This window comes from Nocardia terrae (assembly GCF_009760405.1).
GTDB lineage: Bacteria > Actinomycetota > Actinomycetes > Mycobacteriales > Mycobacteriaceae > Nocardia > Nocardia terrae.
Genome location: NZ_WRPP01000007.1, coordinates 340,638 through 363,766 on the forward strand (window position 1 = coordinate 340,638; position 23,129 = coordinate 363,766).

The 23,129-nt window shown below is 67.6% G+C and carries 30 protein-coding genes and 1 tRNA gene; 12 read left to right on the forward strand and 19 right to left on the reverse strand.

Going from position 1 to position 23,129, the window contains the following annotated elements; all coding sequences use genetic code 11:
* Nucleotides 1-11: 11 nt before the first annotated feature.
* Nucleotides 12-389 carry a hypothetical protein gene (locus tag GPX89_RS32480; RefSeq protein ID WP_157391502.1) on the reverse strand — a complete coding sequence of 126 codons (378 nt, stop codon included), beginning with the start codon at nt 387-389 and terminating at the stop codon, nt 12-14.
* Between the two features lie 44 nt (nt 390-433).
* On the reverse strand, nt 434-985 hold the full coding sequence (locus GPX89_RS32485) for a phosphohydrolase (protein WP_157391503.1): 552 nt from the start codon (nt 983-985) through the stop codon (nt 434-436).
* A 142-nt stretch (nt 986-1,127) separates the two neighbouring features.
* On the opposite strand from GPX89_RS32485, the gene GPX89_RS32490 reads away from it, so the two are divergent.
* Nucleotides 1,128-1,775 carry a maleylpyruvate isomerase family mycothiol-dependent enzyme gene (locus GPX89_RS32490; protein ID WP_235948684.1) on the forward strand — a complete coding sequence of 216 codons (648 nt, stop codon included), beginning with the start codon at nt 1,128-1,130 and terminating at the stop codon, nt 1,773-1,775.
* A 160-nt stretch (nt 1,776-1,935) separates the two neighbouring features.
* Here GPX89_RS32490 and GPX89_RS32495 read toward each other — a convergent pair whose 3' ends face one another.
* The gene (locus tag GPX89_RS32495) at nt 1,936-2,451 is read right to left on the reverse strand and encodes a hypothetical protein (RefSeq protein WP_157391504.1); all 516 of its coding nucleotides are present in this window, start codon (nt 2,449-2,451) and stop codon (nt 1,936-1,938) included.
* Nucleotides 2,452-2,650: 199 nt separating this feature from the next.
* A tRNA-Arg gene (locus GPX89_RS32500) sits at nt 2,651-2,723 on the reverse strand.
* A 395-nt stretch (nt 2,724-3,118) separates the two neighbouring features.
* Here GPX89_RS32500 and GPX89_RS32505 point away from each other — a divergent pair.
* Nucleotides 3,119-3,517 (forward strand): hypothetical protein, encoded by a 399-nt coding sequence (locus tag GPX89_RS32505; RefSeq protein ID WP_157391505.1) that lies wholly within the window; start codon nt 3,119-3,121, stop codon nt 3,515-3,517.
* On the opposite strand, the gene GPX89_RS32510 is transcribed toward GPX89_RS32505, so the two are convergent.
* The 3 genes from GPX89_RS32510 to GPX89_RS32520 are packed head-to-tail and all read right to left on the reverse strand — an operon-like array spanning nt 3,498 to nt 4,397.
* The gene (locus GPX89_RS32510) at nt 3,498-3,743 is read right to left on the reverse strand and encodes a hypothetical protein (RefSeq protein ID WP_157391506.1); all 246 of its coding nucleotides are present in this window, start codon (nt 3,741-3,743) and stop codon (nt 3,498-3,500) included. The genes GPX89_RS32505 and GPX89_RS32510 overlap by 20 nt on opposite strands.
* Nucleotides 3,744-3,759: 16 nt before the next feature.
* On the reverse strand, nt 3,760-4,212 hold the full coding sequence (locus tag GPX89_RS32515; RefSeq protein WP_157391507.1) for a hypothetical protein: 453 nt from the start codon (nt 4,210-4,212) through the stop codon (nt 3,760-3,762).
* Nucleotides 4,209-4,397 carry a hypothetical protein gene (locus tag GPX89_RS32520; protein ID WP_157391508.1) on the reverse strand — a complete coding sequence of 63 codons (189 nt, stop codon included), beginning with the start codon at nt 4,395-4,397 and terminating at the stop codon, nt 4,209-4,211. The genes GPX89_RS32515 and GPX89_RS32520 overlap by 4 nt, the downstream gene beginning before the upstream one ends.
* A gap of 170 nt (nt 4,398-4,567) precedes the next feature.
* On the opposite strand from GPX89_RS32520, the gene GPX89_RS32525 reads away from it, so the two are divergent.
* Entirely contained in the window at nt 4,568-5,449 is an 882-nt protein-coding gene (locus GPX89_RS32525) for a helix-turn-helix domain-containing protein (RefSeq protein ID WP_157391509.1), read from the forward strand.
* Nucleotides 5,446-5,658 (forward strand): DUF397 domain-containing protein, encoded by a 213-nt coding sequence (locus GPX89_RS32530; RefSeq protein ID WP_328602542.1) that lies wholly within the window; start codon nt 5,446-5,448, stop codon nt 5,656-5,658. Before GPX89_RS32525 ends, GPX89_RS32530 begins: the two co-directional genes overlap by 4 nt.
* A gap of 55 nt (nt 5,659-5,713) precedes the next feature.
* Here the strand turns inward: GPX89_RS32530 and GPX89_RS32535 are convergent, their stop codons facing one another.
* The 3 genes from GPX89_RS32535 to GPX89_RS46030 all read right to left on the reverse strand — a co-directional run bounded on the left by GPX89_RS32535 (nt 5,714) and on the right by GPX89_RS46030 (nt 8,274).
* Nucleotides 5,714-6,514, reverse strand: coding sequence for a LuxR C-terminal-related transcriptional regulator (locus GPX89_RS32535; protein ID WP_235948581.1), 801 nt, complete (start codon nt 6,512-6,514; stop codon nt 5,714-5,716).
* Between the two features lie 14 nt (nt 6,515-6,528).
* Nucleotides 6,529-7,848: a preprotein translocase subunit SecY gene (secY, locus tag GPX89_RS32540; RefSeq protein WP_328602543.1), complete on the reverse strand. Its 1,320-nt coding sequence runs from the start codon at nt 7,846-7,848 to the stop codon at nt 6,529-6,531.
* A gap of 126 nt (nt 7,849-7,974) precedes the next feature.
* The gene (locus tag GPX89_RS46030; RefSeq protein WP_328602544.1) at nt 7,975-8,274 is read right to left on the reverse strand and encodes a response regulator transcription factor; all 300 of its coding nucleotides are present in this window, start codon (nt 8,272-8,274) and stop codon (nt 7,975-7,977) included.
* Here GPX89_RS46030 and GPX89_RS46035 point away from each other — a divergent pair.
* Entirely contained in the window at nt 8,247-8,471 is a 225-nt protein-coding gene (locus GPX89_RS46035; protein WP_235948583.1) for a hypothetical protein, read from the forward strand. The genes GPX89_RS46030 and GPX89_RS46035 overlap by 28 nt on opposite strands.
* A gap of 2 nt (nt 8,472-8,473) precedes the next feature.
* A complete protein-coding gene (locus GPX89_RS32550; RefSeq protein WP_157391511.1) occupies nt 8,474-9,217 on the forward strand; it encodes an ABC transporter permease in 744 nt (247 codons plus the stop codon).
* Between the two features lie 191 nt (nt 9,218-9,408).
* On the opposite strand, the gene GPX89_RS32555 is transcribed toward GPX89_RS32550, so the two are convergent.
* Complete coding sequence (locus GPX89_RS32555) at nt 9,409-9,735, reverse strand: hemophore-related protein (protein ID WP_157391512.1); 327 nt, start codon at nt 9,733-9,735, stop codon at nt 9,409-9,411.
* Between the two features lie 220 nt (nt 9,736-9,955).
* Here GPX89_RS32555 and GPX89_RS32560 point away from each other — a divergent pair, with 220 nt between their 5' ends.
* The gene (locus tag GPX89_RS32560) at nt 9,956-10,399 is read left to right on the forward strand and encodes a hypothetical protein (RefSeq protein ID WP_157391513.1); all 444 of its coding nucleotides are present in this window, start codon (nt 9,956-9,958) and stop codon (nt 10,397-10,399) included.
* 3 nt (nt 10,400-10,402) lie between these two features.
* On the opposite strand, the gene GPX89_RS45010 is transcribed toward GPX89_RS32560, so the two are convergent.
* Genes GPX89_RS45010 through GPX89_RS32595 form a run of 7 tightly spaced genes read right to left on the reverse strand, consistent with a single transcriptional unit; the run spans nt 10,403 to nt 16,355 of the window.
* Nucleotides 10,403-11,752, reverse strand: coding sequence for a sensor histidine kinase (locus GPX89_RS45010; RefSeq protein ID WP_198347699.1), 1,350 nt, complete (start codon nt 11,750-11,752; stop codon nt 10,403-10,405).
* A complete protein-coding gene (locus GPX89_RS32570; RefSeq protein ID WP_328602545.1) occupies nt 11,749-12,420 on the reverse strand; it encodes a response regulator transcription factor in 672 nt (223 codons plus the stop codon). The genes GPX89_RS45010 and GPX89_RS32570 overlap by 4 nt, the downstream gene beginning before the upstream one ends.
* A 60-nt stretch (nt 12,421-12,480) precedes the next feature.
* Nucleotides 12,481-12,903: a CBS domain-containing protein gene (locus GPX89_RS32575; protein WP_328602546.1), complete on the reverse strand. Its 423-nt coding sequence runs from the start codon at nt 12,901-12,903 to the stop codon at nt 12,481-12,483.
* A 50-nt stretch (nt 12,904-12,953) separates the two neighbouring features.
* Nucleotides 12,954-13,664, reverse strand: a complete 711-nt coding sequence (locus GPX89_RS32580; RefSeq protein WP_157391515.1) for an ABC transporter permease — start codon at nt 13,662-13,664, stop codon at nt 12,954-12,956.
* The gene (locus GPX89_RS32585) at nt 13,661-14,302 is read right to left on the reverse strand and encodes an ABC transporter permease (RefSeq protein ID WP_328602547.1); all 642 of its coding nucleotides are present in this window, start codon (nt 14,300-14,302) and stop codon (nt 13,661-13,663) included. The genes GPX89_RS32580 and GPX89_RS32585 overlap by 4 nt, the downstream gene beginning before the upstream one ends.
* Nucleotides 14,299-15,444 carry an ABC transporter ATP-binding protein gene (locus tag GPX89_RS32590; protein WP_328602548.1) on the reverse strand — a complete coding sequence of 382 codons (1,146 nt, stop codon included), beginning with the start codon at nt 15,442-15,444 and terminating at the stop codon, nt 14,299-14,301. The genes GPX89_RS32585 and GPX89_RS32590 overlap by 4 nt, the downstream gene beginning before the upstream one ends.
* 14 nt (nt 15,445-15,458) lie before the next feature.
* The gene (locus GPX89_RS32595) at nt 15,459-16,355 is read right to left on the reverse strand and encodes an ABC transporter substrate-binding protein (RefSeq protein ID WP_157391657.1); all 897 of its coding nucleotides are present in this window, start codon (nt 16,353-16,355) and stop codon (nt 15,459-15,461) included.
* 301 nt (nt 16,356-16,656) lie between these two features.
* Here GPX89_RS32595 and GPX89_RS32600 point away from each other — a divergent pair, with 301 nt between their 5' ends.
* The 4 genes from GPX89_RS32600 to GPX89_RS32615 all read left to right on the forward strand — a co-directional run bounded on the left by GPX89_RS32600 (nt 16,657) and on the right by GPX89_RS32615 (nt 20,589).
* On the forward strand, nt 16,657-17,619 hold the full coding sequence (locus GPX89_RS32600; protein WP_328602549.1) for a glycine betaine ABC transporter substrate-binding protein: 963 nt from the start codon (nt 16,657-16,659) through the stop codon (nt 17,617-17,619).
* 110 nt (nt 17,620-17,729) lie between these two features.
* Entirely contained in the window at nt 17,730-18,242 is a 513-nt protein-coding gene (locus GPX89_RS32605) for a hypothetical protein (protein ID WP_157391517.1), read from the forward strand.
* Between the two features lies 1 nt (nt 18,243).
* A complete protein-coding gene (locus GPX89_RS32610) occupies nt 18,244-19,794 on the forward strand; it encodes an MFS transporter (RefSeq protein ID WP_157391518.1) in 1,551 nt (516 codons plus the stop codon).
* A gap of 81 nt (nt 19,795-19,875) precedes the next feature.
* Nucleotides 19,876-20,589: a Crp/Fnr family transcriptional regulator gene (locus tag GPX89_RS32615; RefSeq protein WP_157391519.1), complete on the forward strand. Its 714-nt coding sequence runs from the start codon at nt 19,876-19,878 to the stop codon at nt 20,587-20,589.
* A gap of 267 nt (nt 20,590-20,856) precedes the next feature.
* Here the strand turns inward: GPX89_RS32615 and GPX89_RS32620 are convergent, their stop codons facing one another.
* Nucleotides 20,857-21,486, reverse strand: a complete 630-nt coding sequence (locus GPX89_RS32620; protein ID WP_328602550.1) for a TetR/AcrR family transcriptional regulator — start codon at nt 21,484-21,486, stop codon at nt 20,857-20,859.
* Between the two features lie 86 nt (nt 21,487-21,572).
* On the opposite strand from GPX89_RS32620, the gene GPX89_RS32625 reads away from it, so the two are divergent.
* Nucleotides 21,573-23,123 (forward strand): flavin-containing monooxygenase, encoded by a 1,551-nt coding sequence (locus GPX89_RS32625; protein ID WP_157391520.1) that lies wholly within the window; start codon nt 21,573-21,575, stop codon nt 23,121-23,123.
* The last annotated feature ends 6 nt before the right edge of the window (nt 23,124-23,129 follow it).

Sequence of the window (23,129 nt, forward strand, 5' to 3'; positions counted from 1 at the left end):
GGGCGGGTCGTCTATTCGGGTCGTGTGGTCGAACCGGTGAACGCGCCCACCGCTGCGGCTGTCAACGCGACCGCGCCCACGGCCCACTTGGCGTGCGAGGTGGTGCCCTTGGTGGATAGCACCGCCAAGGCATCCCAGGCGTCACCGGCCGCCGCGCCCAGCAGGATTCGCCCGAGGTGGCGCGAATTCGTCTGGGCGGCAGTGATGGTGGCCGCGCCGATAAGCACTTCGCGGGAGCCCAGCATGCGGTTGGTGACGCGCAACTCCGGACCGTCGATGTCGTTGCCGAAGGTCGCGCGGCTCACCGCTTTCGGCGCGAACATGTAGCCGAGGCCCAGCGCTACGCGCGTCGCACCGAGCGCGGTCGCGAGAACAGGGGATTCGGGCATCATTTGCTCCTTGATCGAGGGACGGGTGAAGTGCTTGGGCTGGGCTACCACTTGAGCATCGGCAGTGGCGACCACGGGTGGCTGCGTAGCCGCTGTGTGCCCAGTCGCGCGAGCCGGCGTCGAAATCCGGCATCCGGATACCGGTTCACCACCTGGCGGTAGTCGGCGCGCGCGATCCCGAACCGGATCAGTCCCGCGCTGACGTCGACAAGATCGGCGCGGCGGAAGACCTCGGCTTCCGGGTAAGGGCCGTCTATCGGTCGAATCTTGTGGTGGTCATCGATCATCGCCGCGACGATCGGCATCAATCGATGCTGTCCGTGGCGCACCAGCCAGTCGCACGCCAGGGAGATCGAGGGCGCGAGATAGTCGAAGGTATGCGCCGTCCACACCCCCAGGTCGTGGAACACCGCCGCGGTGCGGAACTCCTCTCGCGAGCTCGGAGCGTCCACGCTGCCCGGGGCGCTCCCGGCCTGCAAGTCGCAGAACGACAGCACCCGCAGCACATGGTTGGTGTACATCTCGCGATCCTCGCCCAGGTCGCCCGCCCAGGTGTCGAGACGGTCGGTGACCAGCGACTCGATCTGCCGGTTCATGCTCACACCTCGCAAATAGTGGACGTTGATCGTATAGTGATCAGTGTTCGCATTTGTGTAAGTGGTGTCAAGCATCCCGGGACGCACTTCTCGGGCGGCCCGCTCTGGACAGGGAGGATGGCGAATGGAGTGGATTGCGGGGATGCCGGAGCACGTCGGCACGGCTCCGGCGAAGCTCGCCACCCGTGCGATGGTCGTGCGCGAGCGGCGTGAGCTGGCCGAACTGCTGCGCACCCTGACCCCCGACCAGTGGGAGGCCGAATCACTGTGCGCTGGTTGGCGCATCCGGGACGTGGTCGCCCACCTGCTCTACGAGGCCACTCCGCCGATGACGTACCTGCGAGAGACGCTCCGCGTCGGTGGCTCACCCGACCGGCTCAACGCACTCTATGTCCGCCGCGGCACTGCCATGACGATCGACGAACTGCTCATCGCCTACGAATCCACCCCCACGCGAGGCTTCGCGCTGCGGACCGCACCGCGAATCGCGCTGGCTGACACAATGATTCATCACCAGGACATCCGGCGACCGCTCGGGCTCGCCAGGGTGATCCCCGCCCCGCACCTGCTGACCGTGCTGCGTCACCCCGACCCTTTCCTGCGGACCGGGCGGCTCACGCGTGGATTACGCCTCACGGCCACCGATGTCGACTGGGACCACGGCGACGGACCGCAGATCCATGGCCCCGGCGAGGCCATCATGATGGCCGTGGCCGGGCGCGCCGCCGCGCTCGCGGACCTGAGTGGAGCCGGGGTCGCTATCATTCGTCAGCGGCTGCGCCGTAGGTGATCAGGTGGGGCCGTCGCCGCTGCGGTCGCGGTGCGGCCACGGGCGAGGCGCGCTGACCGAACCGGCCAACGTCTCGGGGTGGAAGATCAAGTGGCGGTGTGGGTCCGAGGTCGGCCGGGCGTCTTGTCCTGCCGAGAAGTGTGCGCTGACGGTTCTGATCTCACGGGCCTGGAAACTCGAAACCTCGCATGACGGGGCTGGCTTGACCGAGCCGCAATGATTGTCTTGTCACGCGGATGAAGTGCTCCTGGGCAACGTGTTGTTTGTCTCTGGCCGCGGCCCATTCGTCATCGTCGATCGGTGGTCGCTCTCGCTCGAAGGTGGTGCGCATGACGGCACCGTCGGCGAGGTGTAGTGCTTCGGCGGCCGACACGACTTTTCCTGGTGCGATCAGGCGAAGGCGAGTGAGCACGACGGCCTGGGCGCAGTACGCCTCATCGGTTCGCGCTTGCATCTCCGTGCATGTGCCGGCGTCGTAGCCGTCGACTCGGGCGATGCGCGCATACGCGCCGCGGCTGGCGAAACTGGCGTCGAGGTATTCCACGTAGGCATCAATAAGTGCCTCTCGCAACCACTTTCGGTTCTCGCGACGGCCCGATATGTAGAGAGTCGCGCCAGCAAAGGCAGCTGCCAGCGATGCTGCCACTGCACTGATAACCGAAGGTACGACGGACATGTCAACCTCCGACGAGCATGGGGTGATACTCAATAGATTCGCACGCTCATGCCGCGCGGATCGAGACGGCCCGGGGCAGCGTGGTGGAAGATCAAGCGGCTCGAGCGATCTGAGTGCATGCACCCGCGATTCCTTGCAGCGCGAGCCAATCTGCGAATCGGGGTCAACAGCCGATTCGAGCGAGTGCCTGTTCATGCAGTGCCCCCGGCAGGATTCGAACCTGCGGCCAACGCTTTAGAAGAGCGTCGCTCTATCCCCTGAGCTACGGGGGCAGCCCCATCAGAAACATACCTGCTTCTCTGGGGAGGAACAGGGCGAGGGTGTCCGCTCTCCTGTCGCTTCTCGCGCGGTTCGAAGCGGGCACGCGGTCGGCCCTGAAGATCGCTGGGGCCGACCGATTTTGATCTCCGGCCCACCGCCTCCGGCGCCGACTGGACGCAGCGTCCTGCCGAGCAGTGGATGTTCGCTGTTGGTTCCTGATCCCGAGAGGCGCGGCGGATCTGCGCTGACGATCCGGTGGGGCACACACCCGCGTGGTTACTTCCATTCGAGATGGTGCTGGTATCGAATGCAAGGCAGCAGTACCAGCGCGCACCGACTTCTACGGCCAGCGATCACTCGAGGAGTCTGCCGTTGGCCTCCGGGCGGAACAACCGAGGGAGAGACCGTGAAGATTCGCGTGTACTTTGCCGCTCCAGTGATCCTGGCGTTGACCCTGACGTCGATGGCGGTCTCCGCCCCGGCGTCGGCGCAGCATATTGCGCTCACCAACTCCGACGACGGCCGGTCGGTGACCGCATCACTCGGCGACGACATCGAGGTCCGACTCACCAGCTTCCACGAAAACGGACTCACATACACATGGCAGCCTCCGGTGTCCAGCGACTCAACGGTACTGAGCCGGACCGCGAGCCGCACGGCACCGAACGGCGACGCCTCAGCTGTTCTCCAAGCAGAAAACGACGGCACGACCACGATCACCGCACAACCGCAGTGCAGGCCCGACAAAGGTCGCGAGTGCCCTTCGGTCGCCAAGCAGTGGAAGGTCACAGTGCAGGTGAAATGACCGAGCGGCGCGGTTGGGCCCATGATCGGGTTGCGCGGAGATTTGCGGCGATGGTCGACAGGCGGGTGGCCTCGCGGGTGGAGGCGGTGGCCATGCGTTGTTCGCAGGCGATGCGGGCTTGGATGGCGGCGACCGAATGTGGGGAGGGGTGGGGGTTCGGGAGCAGGCGGTTGGGCCAGGGGAGGGAGAGCAGAGTTGTTGCGGTGGCGATGATTGCGGTGAGCATGGCTGCCTCTCGTGGGTCAGCGGGGTGGGGTGGGGAGGTTTCGGAGGGCGATGTGGATCGCTCGGAGGACCGCGGTGATGGGTGGGAGCTTTTCTGTGTGGGGGTATCTGAACCAGTGCGGGGCCGGTTGCGGGGTGGGTAGGGCGGAGGGGAGGGTGATTTGCGTTCCCTCCGAGAGGAATTCGCAATGGGAGCGGAGGCGTAGATCGGTGGTGAAGCGGCTGGGGTCCAGGGGGCTCGGTGCGGCCAGGAGGATCAGGGGGTAGGGGGTGCCCGTGTCCAGGATCGGCGCTACCTGTTTGCGCTGGAACAGCGCATCGTCGATCCGGGCCGCCATGTCGCGGGGCGCGGTGATCGCCCAGACATCGTTGGTGGACAGGATGATTCGGATACCCGATATCCGGCAGGGGAGACCGTAGAGCTCGCGGTACAGCCACACCCGCCGTTCGACCGGGCTCTCGCCGATCATGTCCGCGTGCCGCTGTTCTCGAGATACCTGCGGGCACTCTGCGCGCGCGGGCACGGCGGTTCGCAGGTGGCGTGGATGGCCAGGATGCCTTCGGCGCGCACGTGGGTGATGGGGTGAATCGACCCGTCCTGACAGTCGTCGTCGACCCAGGACGGCCTTGGGCTGCCTACCTGTTGGGTTGTCATGGGTCCAGTGCATCGAGACGGTGTGGAAGTTGGGAAGCGAAAAGCGGGAATTCGGATTTCTGCACTGTTTCACCAGCATTCGACCCTCGGAACGTGGGATACTTTTCCCGCTCCGGGAATTGCGATCGTCGCGGAGCGGGAAACATGATGACCCGAGAACGGGAAGACACATGTCCGAAACAGAAAGCACCCTCACTCGCCGCCAGCTCGGGCGATACCTGAAGTCGGCCCGCGAGGAAGCCGGGTTCACTCTGGAACAGGCTGGCAGGCAGATGGACTGGAGCAAGAGCAAGCTCCAGCGGCACGAGGCGGGAGAGGTGGCGAAGATCCGACGTCCCGATCTGGACCTCCTGATCCGCCTGTACCAGATCGACGATCGCCAGGCCGCGCATCTGCGGGGTCTGGCGGAGACCGCGGCCGGGAAATCCTGGTGGCACGAGTTCAGTGGCGTTCTCCCAGAGGACTTCCGTATCTATGTGGATATGGAGTCCGCGGCCACGGTGCTGAGGACCTATCAGCCGGACCTCATCCCGGGCCTGCTTCAGACTCGTTCCTATGCGCGCGTGCTGGCCTACACCGCAAACCCCGAAGATGGAGAGGCCGCTCTCGCAGGGCGATTGGAGCTCAAGGCGAGGCGACAGCGCATCCTCACGCACAATCTCAAGAAGCCCCAGCTGAACATGGTGCTCGGAGAAACTGCGTTGCGCAGGGTGATCGGCGGGCCGAAAATTATGGCGGATCAACTCAAACGTCTCGCCGACGCAAGTACTTTGCCGAACGTGACCCTCCGCATCCTTCCGTTCTCCGCCGGGATGCCGACCGGAGATCAGACCGGACCATTCGTGATCATCGATTTCGGACCGGACGGACGTGGCCAGCCCGTCGCGCCCACCACGATCTACAGCGAGGGCTACTCGAGCGACATGTACTCGGAGAAGCATGATGTCGTCGACCGCTACGTCGAGGCGTACAGACTTCTTCAGCGGGCCGCGCTGGATGAGTCGAGCAGCAGGGATCTGGTGCGCGAGATAGCAAGGGAGTACAACGCGTGAATTACGAACTGAACAGGGCACATTGGTTCAAGAGCAGCAGAAGCGGCGGCAGCAAGGAGTGTGTCGAGGCCGCGTTCCTGGGTGGGGGCAGGGTCGGGGTACGGGATTCGAAGAATCCCGGTGGGCCTGCGCATGTTTTCAGTGCCGGTCAGTGGGATGCGTTCGTGGGCGCGGTGATTGCGGGGGAGTTCGACCTGTCGCGCGGGTGAGCGGATGGCCGGGCGGTACCGATCGGGATGAATCGGTACCCTCCGGCGTTTGGGGCTACTGCGGGACTATGCGGCGGGTGTGGGCGTAGACGACGGCTTGGACGCGGTCGCGGACGCCTAGTTTGGCGAGGATGTTGGAGACGTGGGTTTTGACTGTTTGTTCGCCCACGCCGAGGGTGGTGGCGATCTCGGGGTTGGTGGCGGCCTTCGCCATCAGGAGTAGGACCTGATGTTCGCGCGGGGTGAGGGCGGCGAGTTCGGGTGCGGCGGGGAAGGGGTCGATGCCGTGGGTGAGGCGGGTGACGAGGCGGCGGGTGCGGCGGGGATCGATCAAGGCGTCGTGGTGGGCAGCCGTGCGGATGGCGGCGACGAGGTCCTGGGACGGCATGGACTTGGTGAGGAAGCCGCACGCGCCCAGGCGTAGTGCGCGGTAGAGGTTTTCGTCGGTGTCGTCGGCGGCGAGGGTGAGGATTCGGCTGGTGCCGCCGAGTTCCGCGACCGTCTCGATGGTGGCCGGGTCGCCCAGTCCGGGCATGTCGAGGTCGAGGATGGCGACTTCGGGTCGCAGCCTTCGTATTTCGCCGATGGCGGCGGCCCCGTCGCCGACCTCGGCGACGCAGCGCAGGTCCGGCTGGGTGTCGATGACCGAGCGCAGGCCCGAACGGAAGATGGCGTGCCCGTTGGCGAGCAGCACCGAGGTCGTCGAGTCGCGCGGGTCGACGCCCACCGTGGCGCTGCGCCCGGTGACCGGGGCGACGGCGTGCGCGGTGCCCGCCGACAGCATGGTGGCGCTGATCGCGAGCACGAGCGTGGACACGAGCCGCAGCAGCAGCGGGTGTTTCGGAGTGATCGCCATGTGCACAGTCTGCTTCAGCGTAGGAAACCCTGGTAGTTCTTGTTCATCAGCTGGCTCTCGATCTGTTTCACGGTATCGAGACCGACACTCACCATGATCAGCACCGACGTGCCGCCGAACACCAGGTTCTGGGCGGGTCCGCCGGAACCCGAGTGCAGCAGCAGGTTCGGCAGCACGGCCACGGCACCGAGGTAAATGGAGCCGGGGAGGGTGATCCGGCTCAGCACGAAGTTCAGGTAGTCCGCGGTCGGCTTGCCCGGACGGTAGCCGGGGATGAAGCCGCCGAACTTCTTCATCTCGTCCGCGCGCTCCTCCGGGTTGAAGGTGATCGCGACATAGAAGTAGGTGAAGAACACGATCAACGCGAAATAGATGCCCACATAGACCGGGTTGGACGGATTGACCAGATACTTCTGGATCAACTCCTGCCACTTGGCCGGGTTCCCCGAGGACTTCTGGGTCAACTGCGCCAACAGGTTCGGCAGATACAACAGCGACGAGGCGAAGATGACCGGGATGACACCGGCCTGGTTCACCTTCAACGGCAGATACGTCGAGGACCCCCCGTACATCTTGCGACCGACCACACGCTTGGCGTACTGCACCGGAATCCGGCGCTGGCCCTGCTCGACGAAGATCACGCCGACGAGTATCGCCACTGTGGCGAGGCCGACCAGAACGGTGGCGATCACGCCGCGGCTCTCGTAGAGCTGCCTGCCCTGCGCCGGAATGCGCGCCGCGATACCCGCGAAGATCAACAGCGACATGCCGTTACCGATGCCGCGCTCGGTGATCTGCTCGCCGAACCACATGACCAGGGCCGCGCCCGCGGTCATGACCAGCACGATGATGATCACCCCGAAGATCGAGGCGTCGGCCAGGATGTCCTTGTCGCAGCCCCGCAGCAGCTGCCTGCGGGCGGCGAGCGCGACCAGGGTGGTGGCTTGCAGGACCGCCAGCGCCATCGCGACGTACCGGGTGTACTGCGTGATCTTGGCTTGCCCGGATTGACCTTCGTTTCGGAGTTCCTCGAAGCGCGGGATCACGATGGTCAGCAACTGGGTGATGATGCTCGCCGTGATGAAGGGCATCACGCCGACCGCGAACACCGACAGGTGCAGCATCGCGCCGCCGGAGAACAGATCGATCAGCTGGTAGATCCCGGCCGATTCGCCCCCGGACACGACTCCCACACAGGTCCGGACGGACTTGAAATCCACACCGGGCGACGGCAGCGCCGTGCCCAGCCGGAACAACGCGATCAGCCCGAGCGTGAACAGGATCTTGCGTCGTAGGTCAGGGGTCCGCAGAGCCGGAACAAGGGCGGAGAGCACCGATCCTCCTGGCGAATGTGATTGCGGGCCAGGTCCTCCCGCCCCGTGGACCACAGACGCTACGGATCCCGGCCGTGCCTCCACGTCGCCCGCGAGACGTAATCCGTCCTCCCCCGATAGAGGGAATCAACGCTCCAGGAAGCCGGATTCGTAGGCCAGAATCACCGCCTGGGTGCGGTCGCGCGCACCGAGTTTGGTGAGGACACCGCTGACATGTGTCTTGACGGTCTCGGACCCGATGTGGAGTTGGTGGGCGATCTCCCGATTGGACAGTCCGCGAGCCATCAGCAGCAGAACGGCTTCCTCGCGGTCGGTCAGGGCGGCGCGCGCGAGTTGCGCACGGGCGGTGGGGTTCCCGCGACCGGTGGCGAGCGCACGGACCGCGGCGGGGTACAGCAGTGAGTCCCCGCCCGCGACGGTTCGCACCGTATTGGCGATTCTGGTACGTCTCGGGGGCGCGGGTCGAATCGATCGGGCCACTGCTGGTGGGCGCCGGGGTGCCGGTACTCGAACTCGCCGACGAGACAGGAACTTTGGAGCAGGCGTATCTCGCGCTGACGGCGGATGCCGCCGAATTCGCCGCCTCCGCCGTGGCGGGTCCGGCATCGGAAAGGGTGATGTGACAATGCGTTTCACAGCGGTACTGCGCTCCGAGTGGATCAAGGCCCGGTCCCTGCCGGTGCTGGGCGGCCTGCTCGCGCTGCTGGTCGTGTCCACCGTGGGATTCTCGTTGGCCGGTGCGGCGAGTATCGGCAGGCACGATGCGGGCAAACCCGGCTTCGACGCGCTGCTGACCTCGTTCTACGGCATCAACTTCGGCCAGCTCGCCGCCATCTGCGTCGGATCAGTCTGCGCGGCAGCGCAATTCCGGTACGGCGGCACCCGTGTCTGGTTCACCGCGGTGCCGCGCCGGGGCCTGGTGTACGGGGCGAACCTGGCGGTGATCGGCGCGGCCACGATGGCGGCCGGACTGGTGACCGCTGCTCTGTGCTTCTTCGGCGGGCAACCCCTCCTCGGATCCGACCGGATACGGGCCGACGATCCGGCGGCCTGGCGTGCGATCATCGGTTGCGCGATCTACCTGTCCCTGATCGCGCTGTTCGCGGCGGGCCTGGCCACGGTCTTCCGAAACGCCATGGCCGCCATGGGAATCCTCGTCCCGGTCGTCCTACTGCTGTCCTTCACCCTCGGCGATGTCACCCGCCACAACGGCCTGGTCCAATTCCTCCCCGACCGTGCGGGCAGGCAAGCCCTCGTGCACAACCCGTCCGGAGCCCTCGGCCCCTGGACCGGTCTCGCGGTCACCGCACTCTGGGCCGCCGCGTCGCTCTGGGCTGGATGGGAAATCCTGCGCCGCAAGGATTTCTGATTCTCCGGAATGGGTTCCGATGAGCCCTGCGGAAGGGGAACGAGACGACCGGAGGGCACCGATCGCGGGATCGGTGCCCTCCGGTCAGGGCCGCGCAGCGCGACTCGCGAGGGCAGTCGCACGGCCTTCGAGCGGGCGAGGGGGTGAGCTCGGGGCCGGGCGTTCGCGGGGCGAGATGCGCGGGGCCGGGGTTACTTGTGGCAGGCCTGGCGGAAGGCGATCACCGCGGAGCGGGCGTCGCGCAGGCCCTTGATCTGGTCGGGGTGGGCCTGCTTGTAGGTGGTCCATTCCGCCTTGCGCTGGTCCTTGGGCAGGCCCTTGATCTTGACGAGTTCGGCCTTCAGGTCGGGATTCGCGGCCAGGTAGGCCTGCACCTTCGGCTTCGCGTCCTGGTGGGCGGCGACGCGGGCGGCCGGGCTGCAGTCCGGGGTGTCGGCGGAGGCCATGCCGGTTCCGGCGAAGGCGATGGCGGCGATGCCGGCGGCTCCGGCGAGGGTGGCGGCGAGGGTGCGCTTCATGCTCGTTGTCAACTTCCTGCGGTGGGATGGGTCCCCACCGAATCTGCCCGCGCCGCCTGAAGACGGGCTGAATCCACCGGCCTTCTTCAGTCGATCTTCAGGTCCCGTGAACAGGGACGATGGCGGCGCGATGACGCGGAAATGATCAGCGATGAGGCGGACGTTATCGAGGCCACACCATGATCGGCGGGCAGGGGGCGAGAACTCGGAAGGTTGAATCATGAAGTTCCATGTGTCGCGGGCGGTTTCGCGCGCCGTTCCGGTCGCGCTGGTGGCGACCGTCGGCTTGCTGGTCACAGGCTGTGGATCCAGCTCCGGTAAGAGCAGCGGCGATGCCGCGCAGCCCGCGAAGACCACCACGGTGGCCGCCGCGAACGCCAAGGCCGTCGGCTGCAAGGACATCCTGGCCGCCGTCCCCGACGACCCGTTCAACGGCAACGAACACCCCTCCGCCGACCAGATCCGCACCGCCATGGGAACCCAGGACGCCACCCTGACCCCCATGGTCGACCAGGTCACCGACCCCAAGGTCAAATCCGCCCTGCGCGCCTATGTCCAGGTCCTGGACCAGATCAAGACCGCCCCCGACGACAACCTCGTCACCCTGTCGAGCGGTCCGCTGCAGACCACCGCCAAGGCGCTGGACGCCGTCTGCCCGAGCTGAGTTTCAGCGTGGCGTGACCGGCAGGCGGAGCACGAAGACGGCTCCGGACTCGCCGGGTCCGGGGGCGGCGCAGGTCAAGTCGCCGCCGTGGGCTCGGGCCAGGCCGCGGGCGATGGCCAGGCCCAGACCCGAGCCGTCGGGGCGGGTGTCGCGGGCGTGGTCCAGGCGGACGAGGCGGTCGAAGATACGGTCGCGGTCTTCGGGTGGGATGCCGGGACCGGTGTCGGCGACGAGGAGGTCGACGGCGTCGGGGAAGGCGTTCAGGCTCACCGTGATCCGGCCGTGGTCCTTCATGGCCTGGCAGGCGTTGGTGAGCAGGTTGGTGAGGATCTGGGTGACGCGCTCCGGGTCGGCGGAGACCGTCACGGGGTCGCCTATGAGCTGGAACTCGGTGTGCGGGTGCAGCATTCGCATGCGCTCGAGATGAGTGGACGCGAGGGCATGGAGATCCACGGGCTCGCGGCGCAATTGGAGTCCGGCGTCGATGCGGGCCAGGTCGAGCAGGTCGTCGACCAGGCGGCCCGCGCGCTGGGTTTCGCGGACCAGCAGCAGCAGCATGCGCTGGCGGTCCTCGGGATCGGTGTCGGCGGGCTGGTGGAAGACGGCCTCGGCCAGCGAGCGGACACCGGTGATGGGGGTGCGCAGTTCGTGGGCGGCGTCGCCGACGAAGACGCGGATCTGCTGTTCGGAGGCGCGGGCGCGGGCCTCGGCGGCGGCGGTGTCGCGGAGCGCGCCCTCGAGGGCATCCAGCATTTCGTCGAAAGCGGCTGCGGTGCGGCCTAATTCGGTATCGGTGCGGTCGGGCTCGAGGCGGCGTCCGAGATGGCCGTGCGCGATATCCCGGGCCAGGCGGGTCATGGTGTCCAGCGGGGCGAGGGCCCGGCGCACGAGCAGCCACAGGCCGACGACTATCACGGCGAGCGCAGCGGTCGTGGCCAGTATCAGCAGCAATCCCAGGCGCGACTGCACGCGGGCCAGCAGCGGGGTATCGATCTGCAGCGTCAGCCGGGCATCGTCGAGGGTGCCCGGCCCGCTCAGCCGGACGAAGCGGGTCTTGGTGGTGCTGTCCTCGGCGAGGCGGTGGTCCAGGCTGCCGTAGGTGTGGCCGTCGGCGAGCACCAGCCGCGCCCGCACCGAATGCGTGTCGACCCGGGCCACCAGATCCTCCGGCGAAACCCCTTCCTGGGAAAGCTGTTTGGCCAGCTGCACCCGATCGGTCAGCACCGTGCTCTCGCTGCGGGTCACCACCACCCCGAACAGCGCGTGCACCAGCAGCGCGACCACCACCAGCGTGATCCCGGAAACCAGTGCGGCCGTGAGGGTCACCCGGCCGCGCAGCGACACCGTCTTCACCGTGGCGCCCGCAGCGTGTACCCGAGCCCGCGCACCGTGTGCACCACCCGCTCCCCACGCTCCTCGAGCTTGCGGCGCAGCGCGCTCACGTGCACCTCGACCAGATTCGGGTCGTAGTCCTCGTATCCCCAGACGGCGGTGAGGATCTGGGTCTTGGTGACCACCCGGTCCCGCTGCGCCGCCAGGTACGCCAGCAGCTTGAACTCGGTCGCGGTGAGGGTGAGCTCGTGCCCGGCCCGGCGTGCGCCGCCCGCGTCCAGGTCCACCTCGACATCACCGATCACGATGCGGCTCTGCAGTTTTCCCATGCGCCGCAGCAGCGCCTCCACCCGCGCCACCAGTTCGGTGAGGTCGAAGGGTTTGACCACATAGTCGTCGGACCCGGCGCGCAGTCCGCGCACCCGGTCCTCGATGCCGTCGCGGGCGGTGAGCATGACCACACCCGCCCCGCAGCGCGCCCGCACCGACTCCAGCAGCGCGAACCCGTCCCGGCCGGGAAGCATGACATCGAGGACCACGACGTCGGGCCGGAACTGGGCGAGGTCCTGTTCGAGGAGGCCGCCGTCCGCGCGCGCGAGCACCTCGTGCCCGGCGGCGGACAGCCCGGCTCCCACCGCGGCCCGGATGGCCTCGGCGTCTTCGATCACAAGAATGCGTCCCGGTTGCACCCGGCAATCATGCGGTCCGTCCCTGTGAAACCGCTGCGAACCGGGACGCCGCGACCGGCGCTAGTGCGGTACCGCGACGGCGGTGATGAATTCGGCCAGCTGCTTGTCGCTGAGGTTCTTGGCCAGGTCGGACTCGCAGATCATGCCGACCAGCTGATTGTTCTTGCGCATATCGAGCACCGGCATGCGCTTGATCTGGTTCTGCTCCATGACGTCGAGGACGGTATTCATCTCGGTGTCCACGTCCACCGACCAGCAGCGGCCCTGGGCCAGGTCACCGGCGCGGACCCGGCTGGGGTCGTGGCCCATGGCGACGCAGTGCACCACGATGTCGCGGTCGGTGAGCATGCCGATCAGTTTTTCGCCGTCGCAGATCGGCAGCGCGCCGACATCCATATTGCGCATGAGCTGGGCGGCGCGATCGAGGGTTTCATCGGCGGGGATGCATTCCGCACTCCGGTGCATGATGTCGCGAGCCTTCACTGCGAGCCTCCTGTCTCGGATGGGTGTGCCACGAGACATCGTGACCCCGATCACACCGGAAGGTCAATGCGTGCGTTTCGAACCCGCCCCGTGACCCGGCGCAGCCGGCCGGTGCCGGGCACGCTCAGCCACACCGCGAAGGCCAGCAGCCCGTCCAGAGCCAGCGCCAGCGCGGCCACCAGGATCGCGCCGACCAGCACCTTGTCGTAGCGGTAGAGGCTGATCCCGTCGAAGATGTAGCGACCCAGCCCGCCCAGATTCACGTAGGCGGCAATGGTCGCGGTCGCCACCACCTGCAGGGTGGCCGCGCGTAGCCCGCTCAACAGCACCGGCAGCGAGTTGGGCAGCTCCACCTGGAACAGCACCCGGGGCTCGCTCATGCCCATGGCCCGCGACGCGTCCACCACGGTCGGGTCCACATTCGCGATGCCCGCGTAGGCGCCCGCCAGCAGCGGCGGCATCCCGACGGTCAGCAGGGCCAGCAGCGGTGGTGTCAGGCCCAGGCCGAGCAGCAGCACCACGAAGGTGAGCACACCCAGGGTCGGCAGCGCGCGCATGGAGTTGGCGAAGCCCACGATGAGCGCCGAACCGCGCCGGGTGTGACCGATCAACAGTCCGATCGGCACCGCGATCACCGCCGAGAACCCCACGGCCAGCAGGCTGTAGTAGAGATGCTCGAGCAGCCGCCGCCCGATTCCGGTGGGGCCGGACCAATTCGAGCCGTCGGTGAGGAAGTGCCAGGCGTCGAGGAAAAGGCTCATGCCGCACGCCCTTTCAGCCAGGGCGTCGCGAATCTGCCCAGCACGTACAGCAATCGGTCCACGACCAGGGCCAGTACCAGCACCACGATGATGCCCGCGATGATCTCGTCCGGATAGTCGCGCTGATACCCCTGCGTGAACAGCTTGCCCAGGCCGCCGACCCCGATCAGCGCGCCCACGGTCACCATCGAGATATTGGTGACCGCCACGACGCGCAGGTTGGCGACGAAAACCGGCAGGGCGAGCGGAAAGTCGACGGTCAGCACCCGGCGCAACCGGGTGTAGCCGATGGCGTCGGCGGCGTCGAGAGTGTCGGCGGGCACCGAATCCAGCGCGGTCGGTACGGCCGTGACCAGCAGCGCCACCGAGTAGATGGTCAGGGCGATCACCACATTCAGCGGATCGATGACCCCGATGTTCAGCAGCGGCGGCAGGATCACGAACAGCGCCAGCGACGGAATCGTGTAGGCGACGCTGGCGGCAATCGTGGTCGCCCGCCGCAGCCCGCGCGCCCGATGCACCAGCGCTCCCACCGGCACCGCGATGACGAGCCCGAGCAGCAGCGGCACCAGCGCCAGATACAGATGGGTGCGCGCGTACCCGGCGATCTCGTCGAAATTGTCGAGGAGATACCTCACTTCGACTCCTCGAAGAAGACCCGGTTGCGTTCGGCGTCCTCGTCGGTGCGCTGGCGGTGCAGTTGTTCGAGGACGTCCCGGGCATAGATGGCGCCCAGGACCGCGCCCGAGGTATCCACGGCCACACCGATTTCCGAGGGCGAGGAGATGGCGGCGTCGAGAGCCTGGCGCAGGTCGCCGTCCAGCGGGAACAGCGAGCCGCCCGCGGCCACGCTGTCGGCGAGCGGATGCCCGGCGCGGACGCCCTCCACACCGGTGGTGTCGATCCAGCCCATGGGCTTCTTCGCCTCGTCGACCACGAGCCGCCATTCGCCCTTCTCGAGGCGGATGCGGGGCACCTCCTCCGGGGTGACCGTCGAAAGCTCGTGCAGCGGAACGGCGTCGGCGGGGCGGAAGGACAGCTCCCGGTAGCCGCGGTCGCGGCCGACGAATCCGGCCACGAAATCGGTGGCGGGCTGGGCGAGTACGGTCTGCGGTACGTCGTACTGCTGCAGGTAGCCGCCGGGGCCGAAGACGGCGATGTGGTCACCGAGCTTGATGGCCTCGTCGATGTCGTGGGTGACGAAGACGATGGTCTTGTGCAGTTCGGCCTGCAGACGCAGCATCTCGGCCTGCAGTTCGGTGCGCACCACCGGGTCGACGGCGCTGAAGGGTTCGTCCATGAGCAGGATCGGCGGGTCCGCGGCCAGCGCTCGGGCGACACCGACGCGCTGCTGCTGGCCACCCGAGAGTTGCGCCGGATAGCGTTGCGCCAGACCACGATCCAGCCCGACGCGGTCCATGACCTCCAGGGCCGCCAGCCGGGCCGCGCGGCGGGACTGCCCGAGCAGCACCGGCACGGTGGCCACATTGTCGACCACGGTGCGGTGCGGCAGCAGACCCGCGTTCTGGATCACATAGCCGATCCGAAGGCGCAGTTTGACCTTGTCGGCCCGCGAAATATCCTGCCCGTCAACGACGATCGAGCCCGCGGTCGGGCTGATCATGCGGTTGATCATGCGCATGGAGGTGGTCTTGCCGCAGCCGGACGGCCCGACGAACACGGTGAACGACCCGGATTCGATGCGCAGATCGAGGTGGTGGACGGCGGTGGTGCCGTCCGGGTACGTCTTGCTGACGGCATTGAATTCGATGTCGGACACCGTGTTCCCCTCCCTTACGAGACCGGCTTGTCGAGCCCCTGCGCGCTGACCCACTGCTTGGCGGCCGCGGCGGGCTCGGTCTTGCTGGCGCCGGACACCGCGGTGTTCAGCGAGATCAGTTCGGCCGTGCTCAGTTTCGCGGAGACCGCGTCGAGCACCTTGGTCAGCTTGTCGCTCTTCTTGGCGGCGTTGTAGAGCGGCACCACGTTCTGCGGCGGGAAGTTGTGCTTGGGATCGGTCAGCACCACCAGGTTGTTGGCGGTGATGGCCGGGGAGGTGGTGAAGATGTCGGCGGCGGTGACCTGGCCGTCGACCAACGCCTTCACGGTGGCGGGGCCGCCGCCGTCCGCGATCGGCACGAAGTTGGCCGAGGAGATGTCCAGGCCGTAGTTCTTCTTCAGACCGGGCAGGCCGCCCGGACGCTCGGAGAACTCCGCGGGCGCGGCCAGTTTCACCTCCGCCGAGTGCGAGGCCAGATCGGCGATGGACTTCAGATTCCACTTGTCGGCGGTGGCCTTGGTGACCACGACCGCGTCGGAGTCCTCACCGGGCGCGGGGGTGCCGATGGCGAGCTTGTCGCCCAGCGCCTTGGTCAGCGCGGCGTTCACCTCGTCGGGCGAGGTGGCGGTGCTCGACTTGTCCAGGTACTGCAGCAGATTGCCGGTGTAATCGGGGATGAGGCCGATGGAGCAGTCCTTCAGCGCGGGCACGTACGCTTCGCGGCTGCCGATATTGAGCTTGGTGTCGATGCTGAAACCATTGGCGCGCAGGGCTTCCGCGTAGACATCGGCGACGGTCTCGGACTCCGGGAAGTTGGCCGAGCCGACGGTGATCTTGTTGGTGTCGCCGCCGCAGTCGCCCCCGCCGCCGAGCGGGTTGGACTTGCTGCCGCCACAGGCGGACAACGCCATGGCCGCGGCCAGCGCCACCGAGGCGGCGAGAATCCTGAATACGGTCCGGGCGGTGCGCCTGCCGTCGGCGCGCGTGGTGATGAGCGAGTGCACTGTCGTCCTTCCGAGCGGGGTGCCTGCGGCGGGCGGGGCGAAAGGAACCACCCCGAAACAGACCTAACTGTCCATATTGCCCGCTCTGTTCCGCGAACGTTGCCTACCTCGGGTCGGTTTCGCGATCTGGCGGATGCGGCCGAGCCATCTTCGCGGCTGTTTCCACCCTGCGGAAGCACTGGGATCAGGCTGCGGCAGACTGTTGCGGGTGTCCGCCGGAACAGCCTCCCTCGTGCGCCGCCTCTCGCGTCCACTGCTGGTCGTCGTGGTCGCGGCGGTCGCCGTCGCCTGCGGCGGCCATGACTCCGGGCCGGTATTGACCGTCGGCGCGGGGGATTCGGCCGAGTCCATGATGATCGCCGAGATCTACGCGGGCGCACTGGCGCGGACCGGGCTGCACACGCAGACCAAGACGCGAATGGGGGACCGCAAGGATCTGCTCGCCGGGCTCGACTCGGACACCATCGCGTTGTACGGCGATGTCAGCGGGGATCTGCTTAGCGCCCTGGACCCGACCGCGACCGTCACCAAGCCGGAGACGACCACCGGCGCCGACGGCGGCGCGGTCGACGGCGTCAATGCGGCGCTGTCCAAGGCGCTTCCGGAAGGCGTGATCGACTCCGATCCGGCCGACGGCACCGATCTGCGGCAGACGGTGGTCGCGGCGGCGACCCGGCCCGCGGACTTCCCCTCGTCGCTGAAGGAGCTGGGACCGCGGTGCGGTGACCTCACCATCGGCATCACCACCGGCCCGCCACTGGACGCACTGCGCGCGCCGCTCGATCCCCTGCGCGACGTACTGAATCCCCTGCGCAGCGTGTACCACTGCGAATTCGCGCACGCGCTGACCTTCACGACGGACGCCACGCTGCGAAAGGCGCTCTCCGACGGGGAGATCCAGCTCGCGGTGCTGGCCGGACCGCCGTCGTTCCTGCCGGACGGCGGCGCGGACCTGGCCGCGCTCGCCGATCCCGACTACGCCTTCCGCGCCGCCAGCGTGCTGCCGGTCATGCGCAAGGCCGCCCTCACCGACCAGCAGATCCGCAAACTCAATTACGTGGCGGGCGAACTCACCACCACCGATCTGGCCGACATGATCCACCAGGTGCGTGATCAGGGCGCGATCCCCGCATCGGTGGCCCGGGTCTGGCTCGACGCGCACGCGCTGTGAATCGATGTCCCGGCGTTGTGCGCCGGTGACCGATCCCGGTCCGGCGCCGGGACGGGACGAGTAGTCTGATTTGTCGTTCATGCCGTTCCGTCGCCCTAGGAGGCCGAGGCATGTCGAATCGGATTCCGGTACTCGAATCCCTTGCGCTGTGCGCGCTTACGGCGGCCGTGCTCGCCGCCTGCGGAGTCTCGGCCAAGGAACCCACCACCACGCACGTCAGCGCCACCACCGCCGGCGGCTCGGATACCGCGCTCACCCAGGCGGTCACCGACGTCTATCAGAAGTTCTTCGACGGGAGCACGTCGGCCGATCAGAAGATCGCGGTGCTGGAGAACGGGCAGGCTTTCGCCGATACCATTCGGGGACAAGCGGATTCGCCGCTGGCCAAGGGCACCAAGGCCGACGTGTCGAGCGTGAAGCCCGCCGACGCCGATCACGCCGACGTGGTGTTCACGGTGTCGCTGAACGGCACCCCGGCACTCGTCGATCAGCAGGGCAGCGCGGTGCGCGTCACCGGCGCGTGGAAGGTCGCGGCGGCCACCTTCTGCGCGCTGCTCTCGCTCGAGACGCAGGGTAAACCGCCCGCGCCCTGTGCGGCCGGGTCGGTCACGCCGACCAGCTGACATGCGGGCGCTCGGGACGGCCGCGCGGCCGCGCATCGCCCTGGTCACGGTCACGGCGGTGCTGTTCGTGACGTTCCTGGACACCACGGTCGTCAGCGTCACCCTCGGGGACATCCAGTCCGATCTGCACGCGGGCGTGGTGTCACTGCAGTGGGTGGTGAACGCCTACACGCTGGTGTTCGCCAGCCTCATGCTGACCGCCGGATCGCTCGGGGACCGGTGGGGGCGCAAGGGTGTGATGGTGGCCGGGCTCGCGGTTTTCGCGGCGGGATCGGTGCTTTCGGCGCTCGCGCCCACGGTGGCGGTGCTCATCGCGGGGCGCGCGGTCATGGGGCTGGGGGCGGCGGCGTCCGAGCCCGGCACGCTGTCGGTCATCCGGCAGCTGTTCCCCGATCGCGCGGAACGCGCACGCGCGCTGGGCGCTTGGGCGGCGGTGTCGGGACTGGCCCTGGCGCTGGGGCCGGTGCTCGGCGGAGTGCTGGTCGGGGCCTTCGGCTGGCGTTCGGTGTTCTGGTTCAACCTGGCCGTCGCCGCGGTGGTGCTGGCCGCCGCACTGCGGTACGTGCCGGAATCGGCCGACCCGCAACCGGGTCCGGTCGACCTGGCCGGATTCGTCACCGGCTCCGCGTTTCTGGGCTGCGTGATCTACGCGGGCATCGCCGGGGAGGAGTCGGGCTACGACGCGCCCGCGGTGATCACGCTGTTCGTCATCGGCGGACTCGCCCTCGCCGCGTTCGTGACCGTCGAGGCGCGGGCCCGCAACCCGATGTTCGACTTCCGCTACCTGAAGCGGCCGATGGTGCGCAGCGCTTTGATCGTCGCCTTCGCCGTCTACTTCGGAATCTTCTCGATCTTCTTCTTCACCGCGCTGTATCTGCAAGAGGTGGTGGGCTATTCGGGCTGGCGCACCGCGGAAGTGTTCGCGCCCATGGCCGTCGCCATCATCGTGGGCGCGCTGTACGCGGGATTCTGGGTGGCGCAGCGCGGTTCGCGCACACCCATGATCACCGGGTGCGTCCTCGGCGCCGCCGGAATCCTGCTGACCCGCGAAATGCTGGGCGTCTCACCGGAATTCGGCGCGCTGGCCTTGGCGCTCGCGCTCGCCGGACTGGGTTTCGGCATCGCCGTGGTGCCGCTGACCTCGGCCGTGCTGTCCGGCGTTCCCCCCGAGCACTCCGGCATGGCCGCCGCGGCCACCAACACCATGCGCCAGGTCGGCGCGGTGGTGGGCGTGGCCGCCCTCGGCTCCCTGGTGAATTCGTTCCTGAACTCCGATCTCACCGACCGCCTGAACCAGCTCGGCATCCCCGCGAACTTCCAGACCATCGTCATCGACGCCATCGAAACCGGAAAGGTACCCACCGGCGGCGACGCCGCGGCCTCGGCCGCCTACGGCCCCATCGTCAACAATGTCATCAACGCCACCTACGCCGCCTTCCATCGCGGTCTCGACGTGGCCCTGGCGGTTTCGGCCGTCATGATCCTGCTGGCCGCGGTCATCACCGCCGTCTCCTCCCGCGGCGACCACTCCGGCTACGAGTTCGAGACCTAGTCCGCCGCCGCGCCGGCGCCGCCGCGGTCTACTGTTGAGCGTTCGGGGACGGTTTTCCATCGACGATGACTGGATACGACCGTGGTGCAACAAGACTGGCCGGCGGGGACGCTGATGGCGCGGCTGAGTCCGGCGTCGCGCGCGCGGCTGCTCGAGCTGGGACGTCCGGTGCTGTACGAGCCGGGCGAGGTGCTGATGCGCCAGGGGCGGGAGGGCTCGAGCGTGTATCTGCTGCGCGCGGCCGAGGCCACCACGTCGGCGTGCGTGAAGATCACCGCGGGCGATCACAATGGCGACCGGACCCTGTTCGCCATCCTGGTCAGCGGGGACGTGGTGGGCGAACTGGGTGCGCTGGAACCGAATTCGATGCGCTCGGCCACCGCCACCGCCTGCTCGCGGACCCTGGCGCACAAGATCCCGGGCGGACTGTTCCTCGACTTCCTCGACGATCACCCCGATGCCTGGCAGGCCCTGTGCCGCACCATCGTGTCCCGGCTGGCCTGGTCGGATCAGCGGCGGCTCGACTTCGCGGGCTACGGGGTCCCGGTCCGGCTCGCCCGGGTGCTGCTGGAACTGGTTGCCGCACACGGCTGCAGCACCGAGCAGGGGTGGGTGATCACGGTGAAGCTGTCGGTGGCCGAACTCGGCGATCTCATCGGGGCCAAGGAGGACGCGCTCGGGCTGGCGCTGTCGCGGCTGCGGAAACTCGAGCTGGTGAGCCGGCCGGCCAATCGCCATCGGCAGCTCATCGTCACCGACCTGGACGGACTGCACGCCTTCGCAGACCTGGCGTAGAACCTTTCACAAGGATTGGCTGAAAGTTTCCGGGACCACTGATTTTTCAGGTGTTCCCGGAAATTCCCGATGGCAAGCTCGGGTCTTCCACCAGCAGAACCACGGGGGAGGGACCGATGACCACATTCGAACCACAGTCCGGGTGCGCGACGGTCGATCAGCTGTATCGAACGCTGATCGGCACGCACAGCACGCTCGCCGCCGCGCTCATCGCGGCCGCGGTCACGGGGGAGTGGCCGCTCGACGACATCGCCATGGCCGAGAGCGTCACTGCTGCAGCGCCGCTGCCAGATCCGCGTTCAGCGCCAGCGCCGGCAGCGATGCGACCAGCATGTCGACGAGGGCCTCGCGGGTGATGGGCTCCTCGCGCAGCCAGGTGAGCACGACCTCCTCCACGAAGGCGATCCAGCCGCGCACGGCCAGGGCCAGGCGGGGGCGGTCGGGGTCCTCGACCGGGATGGGCGCCTCGGAGAGGATGCGTTCCGCGGTGGCCTGGCGGGCGTTGGCCACCAGCTCGGCCATCTCCGGGCGCGCGCTGACCGGGCCGCGCAGCAGGGCGTGATAGGCGGAGCTGTTCTCGCTCACGTAGTCGATGTAGCGCTCGACCGCGTCGCGCAGCATGGAGAACAGGTCCAGATCGCGGTCGGGAGCGGTGCGGGCCAGGAACTCGGCATTGGCCTCGCGCAGGATCGCGATCTGGAAATCCTGCTTCGAAGAGAAGTAGTGGAACAGCAGGCCGCGGGAGATGCCCGCGCGATCGGCGATCTCGGTGACGGAGATGTCCTCGAGATCGCATTCGCGCAGCATCTCCACCCCGAGCGTGATGAGCTGTTGGCGGCGCTCGGCCGGACTCAGGCGCACGCGCTTGGCCGAGGATCCGGTATCCGGTCTGCTCACGCTGCGCTCCTTGGTCACGGGTCCACTTTACTGAACACGAGTCAATAGTATTGACTCATGCTCAATAAGACCCTACTCTCGCGTATATGAGTCGCAAGGTTACAGACAAAGCTGTCCGCAACGGCGCTGCTCGGGACGCCGACGGCGTTGCTCGAGAGGCCAAGCACGCCCATGTGATCATCGTGGGCAGCGGGTTCTCGGGCCTCGGGCTCGCCATCCGGCTGAGCCAGCAGGGACGCGCCGACTACCTCGTGCTCGAGCGCGGGAACGACGTCGGCGGCACCTGGCGCGACAACACCTACCCGGGCGCGGCCTGCGACGTGCCCTCGCAGCTGTACTCGTACTCCTTCGCGCTCAACCCGGAGTGGTCGCGCTCGTTCTCCAAGCAGCCGGAGATCCAGCGCTACATCCAGGGCGTCGCCGACAAGTACGGCGTGCGCGACAAGCACATCTTCAACTGCGAGATGACCGGCGCGCAGTGGAACGCCGCCGACGCCCGCTGGGAGATCCAGACCAGCCGGGGCGCGTTCACCGCCGACATCCTGGTCTCCGCCGTCGGCGCGCTCTGCGAGCCGAACCTGCCGGACATCAAGGGCATCAACGACTTCCAGGGCGAGATCTTCCACTCCGCCCGCTGGGACCACGACTCCGACCTGACCGGCAAGCGCGTCGCCGTCATCGGCACCGGCGCCTCCGCCATCCAGATCGTCCCGGCCATCGCGCCCAAGGTCGCGCGGCTGGACGTGTACCAGCGCACCGCGCCCTGGCTGCTGCCCCGCGGCGACCGCGAGTACTTCGGCCCGGAGAAGTTCGCGCTCAAGCACATTCCGGCCCTGCGCGCGCTCTACCGCGCCGGCATCTACGCCGCGCGCGAGACCCAGGTGGTCGGCCTGGCCAAGTTCCCGCCCGCCATGCTCGCGCTCGAGGCGGTGGCGCGCGCCAAGCTGTTCGCCGAGGTGCGCGATCCCGAGTTGCGCCGCAAGGTGACCCCGAACTTCCGCATCGGCTGCAAGCGCATGCTGATCTCCAACGAGTACTACCCGGCCCTGAGCCGCGACAACGTCGATGTCGTCACCGACGGCATCAAGGAGATCCGCGCCAACTCGATCGTCACCAAGGACGGCGAGGAGCGCGAGGTCGACGCCATCATCGTGGCCACCGGCTTCCACGTCACAGACTCGCCGGTCTACGACACCGTCTCCGGACGCGACGGCCGTACCCTGGCAGAGGTTTTCGACGCCATCGGCCAGCAGGGTTACAAGGGCTCGAGCATCCACAACTACCCGAACATGTTCTTCATGCTGGGCCCGAACGTGGGCCTGGGCCACACCTCGATGGTGTTCATGATCGAATCGCAGATCAACTACATCGCCGACGCGGTCGCGCAGTTCGACAAGCTGGGCCTGCGCACCGTCGAGGTGCGCAAGGACGTGCAGGACGAGTTCAATGTCGAGCTGCAGCGCAAGCTGGAGGGCGCGGTGTGGAGCACCGGGGGCTGCGCCTCCTGGTATCTCGACAAGCACGGCAACAACACCACGCTGTGGCCGGACTTCACCTTCCGGTTCCGTAGTCTGCTCGAGAACTTCGACGTCTCGGCCTACGACACGACCACCGAGCCTGTCGCACAGGCCGTTTAGTCACCC

Bases quoted from the DNA above. Each gene is read 5' to 3' on its own strand.
- GPX89_RS32480 (WP_157391502.1), bottom strand. From the start codon at position 389: ATGCCCGAATCCCCTGTTCTCGCGACCGCGCTCGGTGCGACGCGCGTA.
- GPX89_RS32485 (WP_157391503.1), bottom strand. From the start codon at position 985: ATGAACCGGCAGATCGAGTCGCTGGTCACCGACCGTCTCGACACCTGG.
- GPX89_RS32490 (WP_235948684.1), top strand. From the start codon at position 1,128: ATGCCGGAGCACGTCGGCACGGCTCCGGCGAAGCTCGCCACCCGTGCG.
- GPX89_RS32495 (WP_157391504.1), bottom strand. From the start codon at position 2,451: ATGTCCGTCGTACCTTCGGTTATCAGTGCAGTGGCAGCATCGCTGGCA.
- GPX89_RS32510 (WP_157391506.1), bottom strand. From the start codon at position 3,743: ATGCTCACCGCAATCATCGCCACCGCAACAACTCTGCTCTCCCTCCCC.
- GPX89_RS32515 (WP_157391507.1), bottom strand. From the start codon at position 4,212: ATGATCGGCGAGAGCCCGGTCGAACGGCGGGTGTGGCTGTACCGCGAG.
- GPX89_RS32520 (WP_157391508.1), bottom strand. From the start codon at position 4,397: ATGACAACCCAACAGGTAGGCAGCCCAAGGCCGTCCTGGGTCGACGAC.
- GPX89_RS32525 (WP_157391509.1), top strand. From the start codon at position 4,568: ATGTCCGAAACAGAAAGCACCCTCACTCGCCGCCAGCTCGGGCGATAC.
- GPX89_RS32535 (WP_235948581.1), bottom strand. From the start codon at position 6,514: ATGGCGATCACTCCGAAACACCCGCTGCTGCTGCGGCTCGTGTCCACG.
- GPX89_RS32550 (WP_157391511.1), top strand. From the start codon at position 8,474: ATGCGTTTCACAGCGGTACTGCGCTCCGAGTGGATCAAGGCCCGGTCC.
- GPX89_RS32555 (WP_157391512.1), bottom strand. From the start codon at position 9,735: ATGAAGCGCACCCTCGCCGCCACCCTCGCCGGAGCCGCCGGCATCGCC.
- GPX89_RS32560 (WP_157391513.1), top strand. From the start codon at position 9,956: ATGAAGTTCCATGTGTCGCGGGCGGTTTCGCGCGCCGTTCCGGTCGCG.
- GPX89_RS32580 (WP_157391515.1), bottom strand. From the start codon at position 13,664: ATGAGCCTTTTCCTCGACGCCTGGCACTTCCTCACCGACGGCTCGAAT.
- GPX89_RS32595 (WP_157391657.1), bottom strand. From the start codon at position 16,355: ATGGCGTTGTCCGCCTGTGGCGGCAGCAAGTCCAACCCGCTCGGCGGC.
- GPX89_RS32605 (WP_157391517.1), top strand. From the start codon at position 17,730: ATGTCGAATCGGATTCCGGTACTCGAATCCCTTGCGCTGTGCGCGCTT.
- GPX89_RS32610 (WP_157391518.1), top strand. From the start codon at position 18,244: ATGCGGGCGCTCGGGACGGCCGCGCGGCCGCGCATCGCCCTGGTCACG.
- GPX89_RS32625 (WP_157391520.1), top strand. From the start codon at position 21,573: ATGAGTCGCAAGGTTACAGACAAAGCTGTCCGCAACGGCGCTGCTCGG.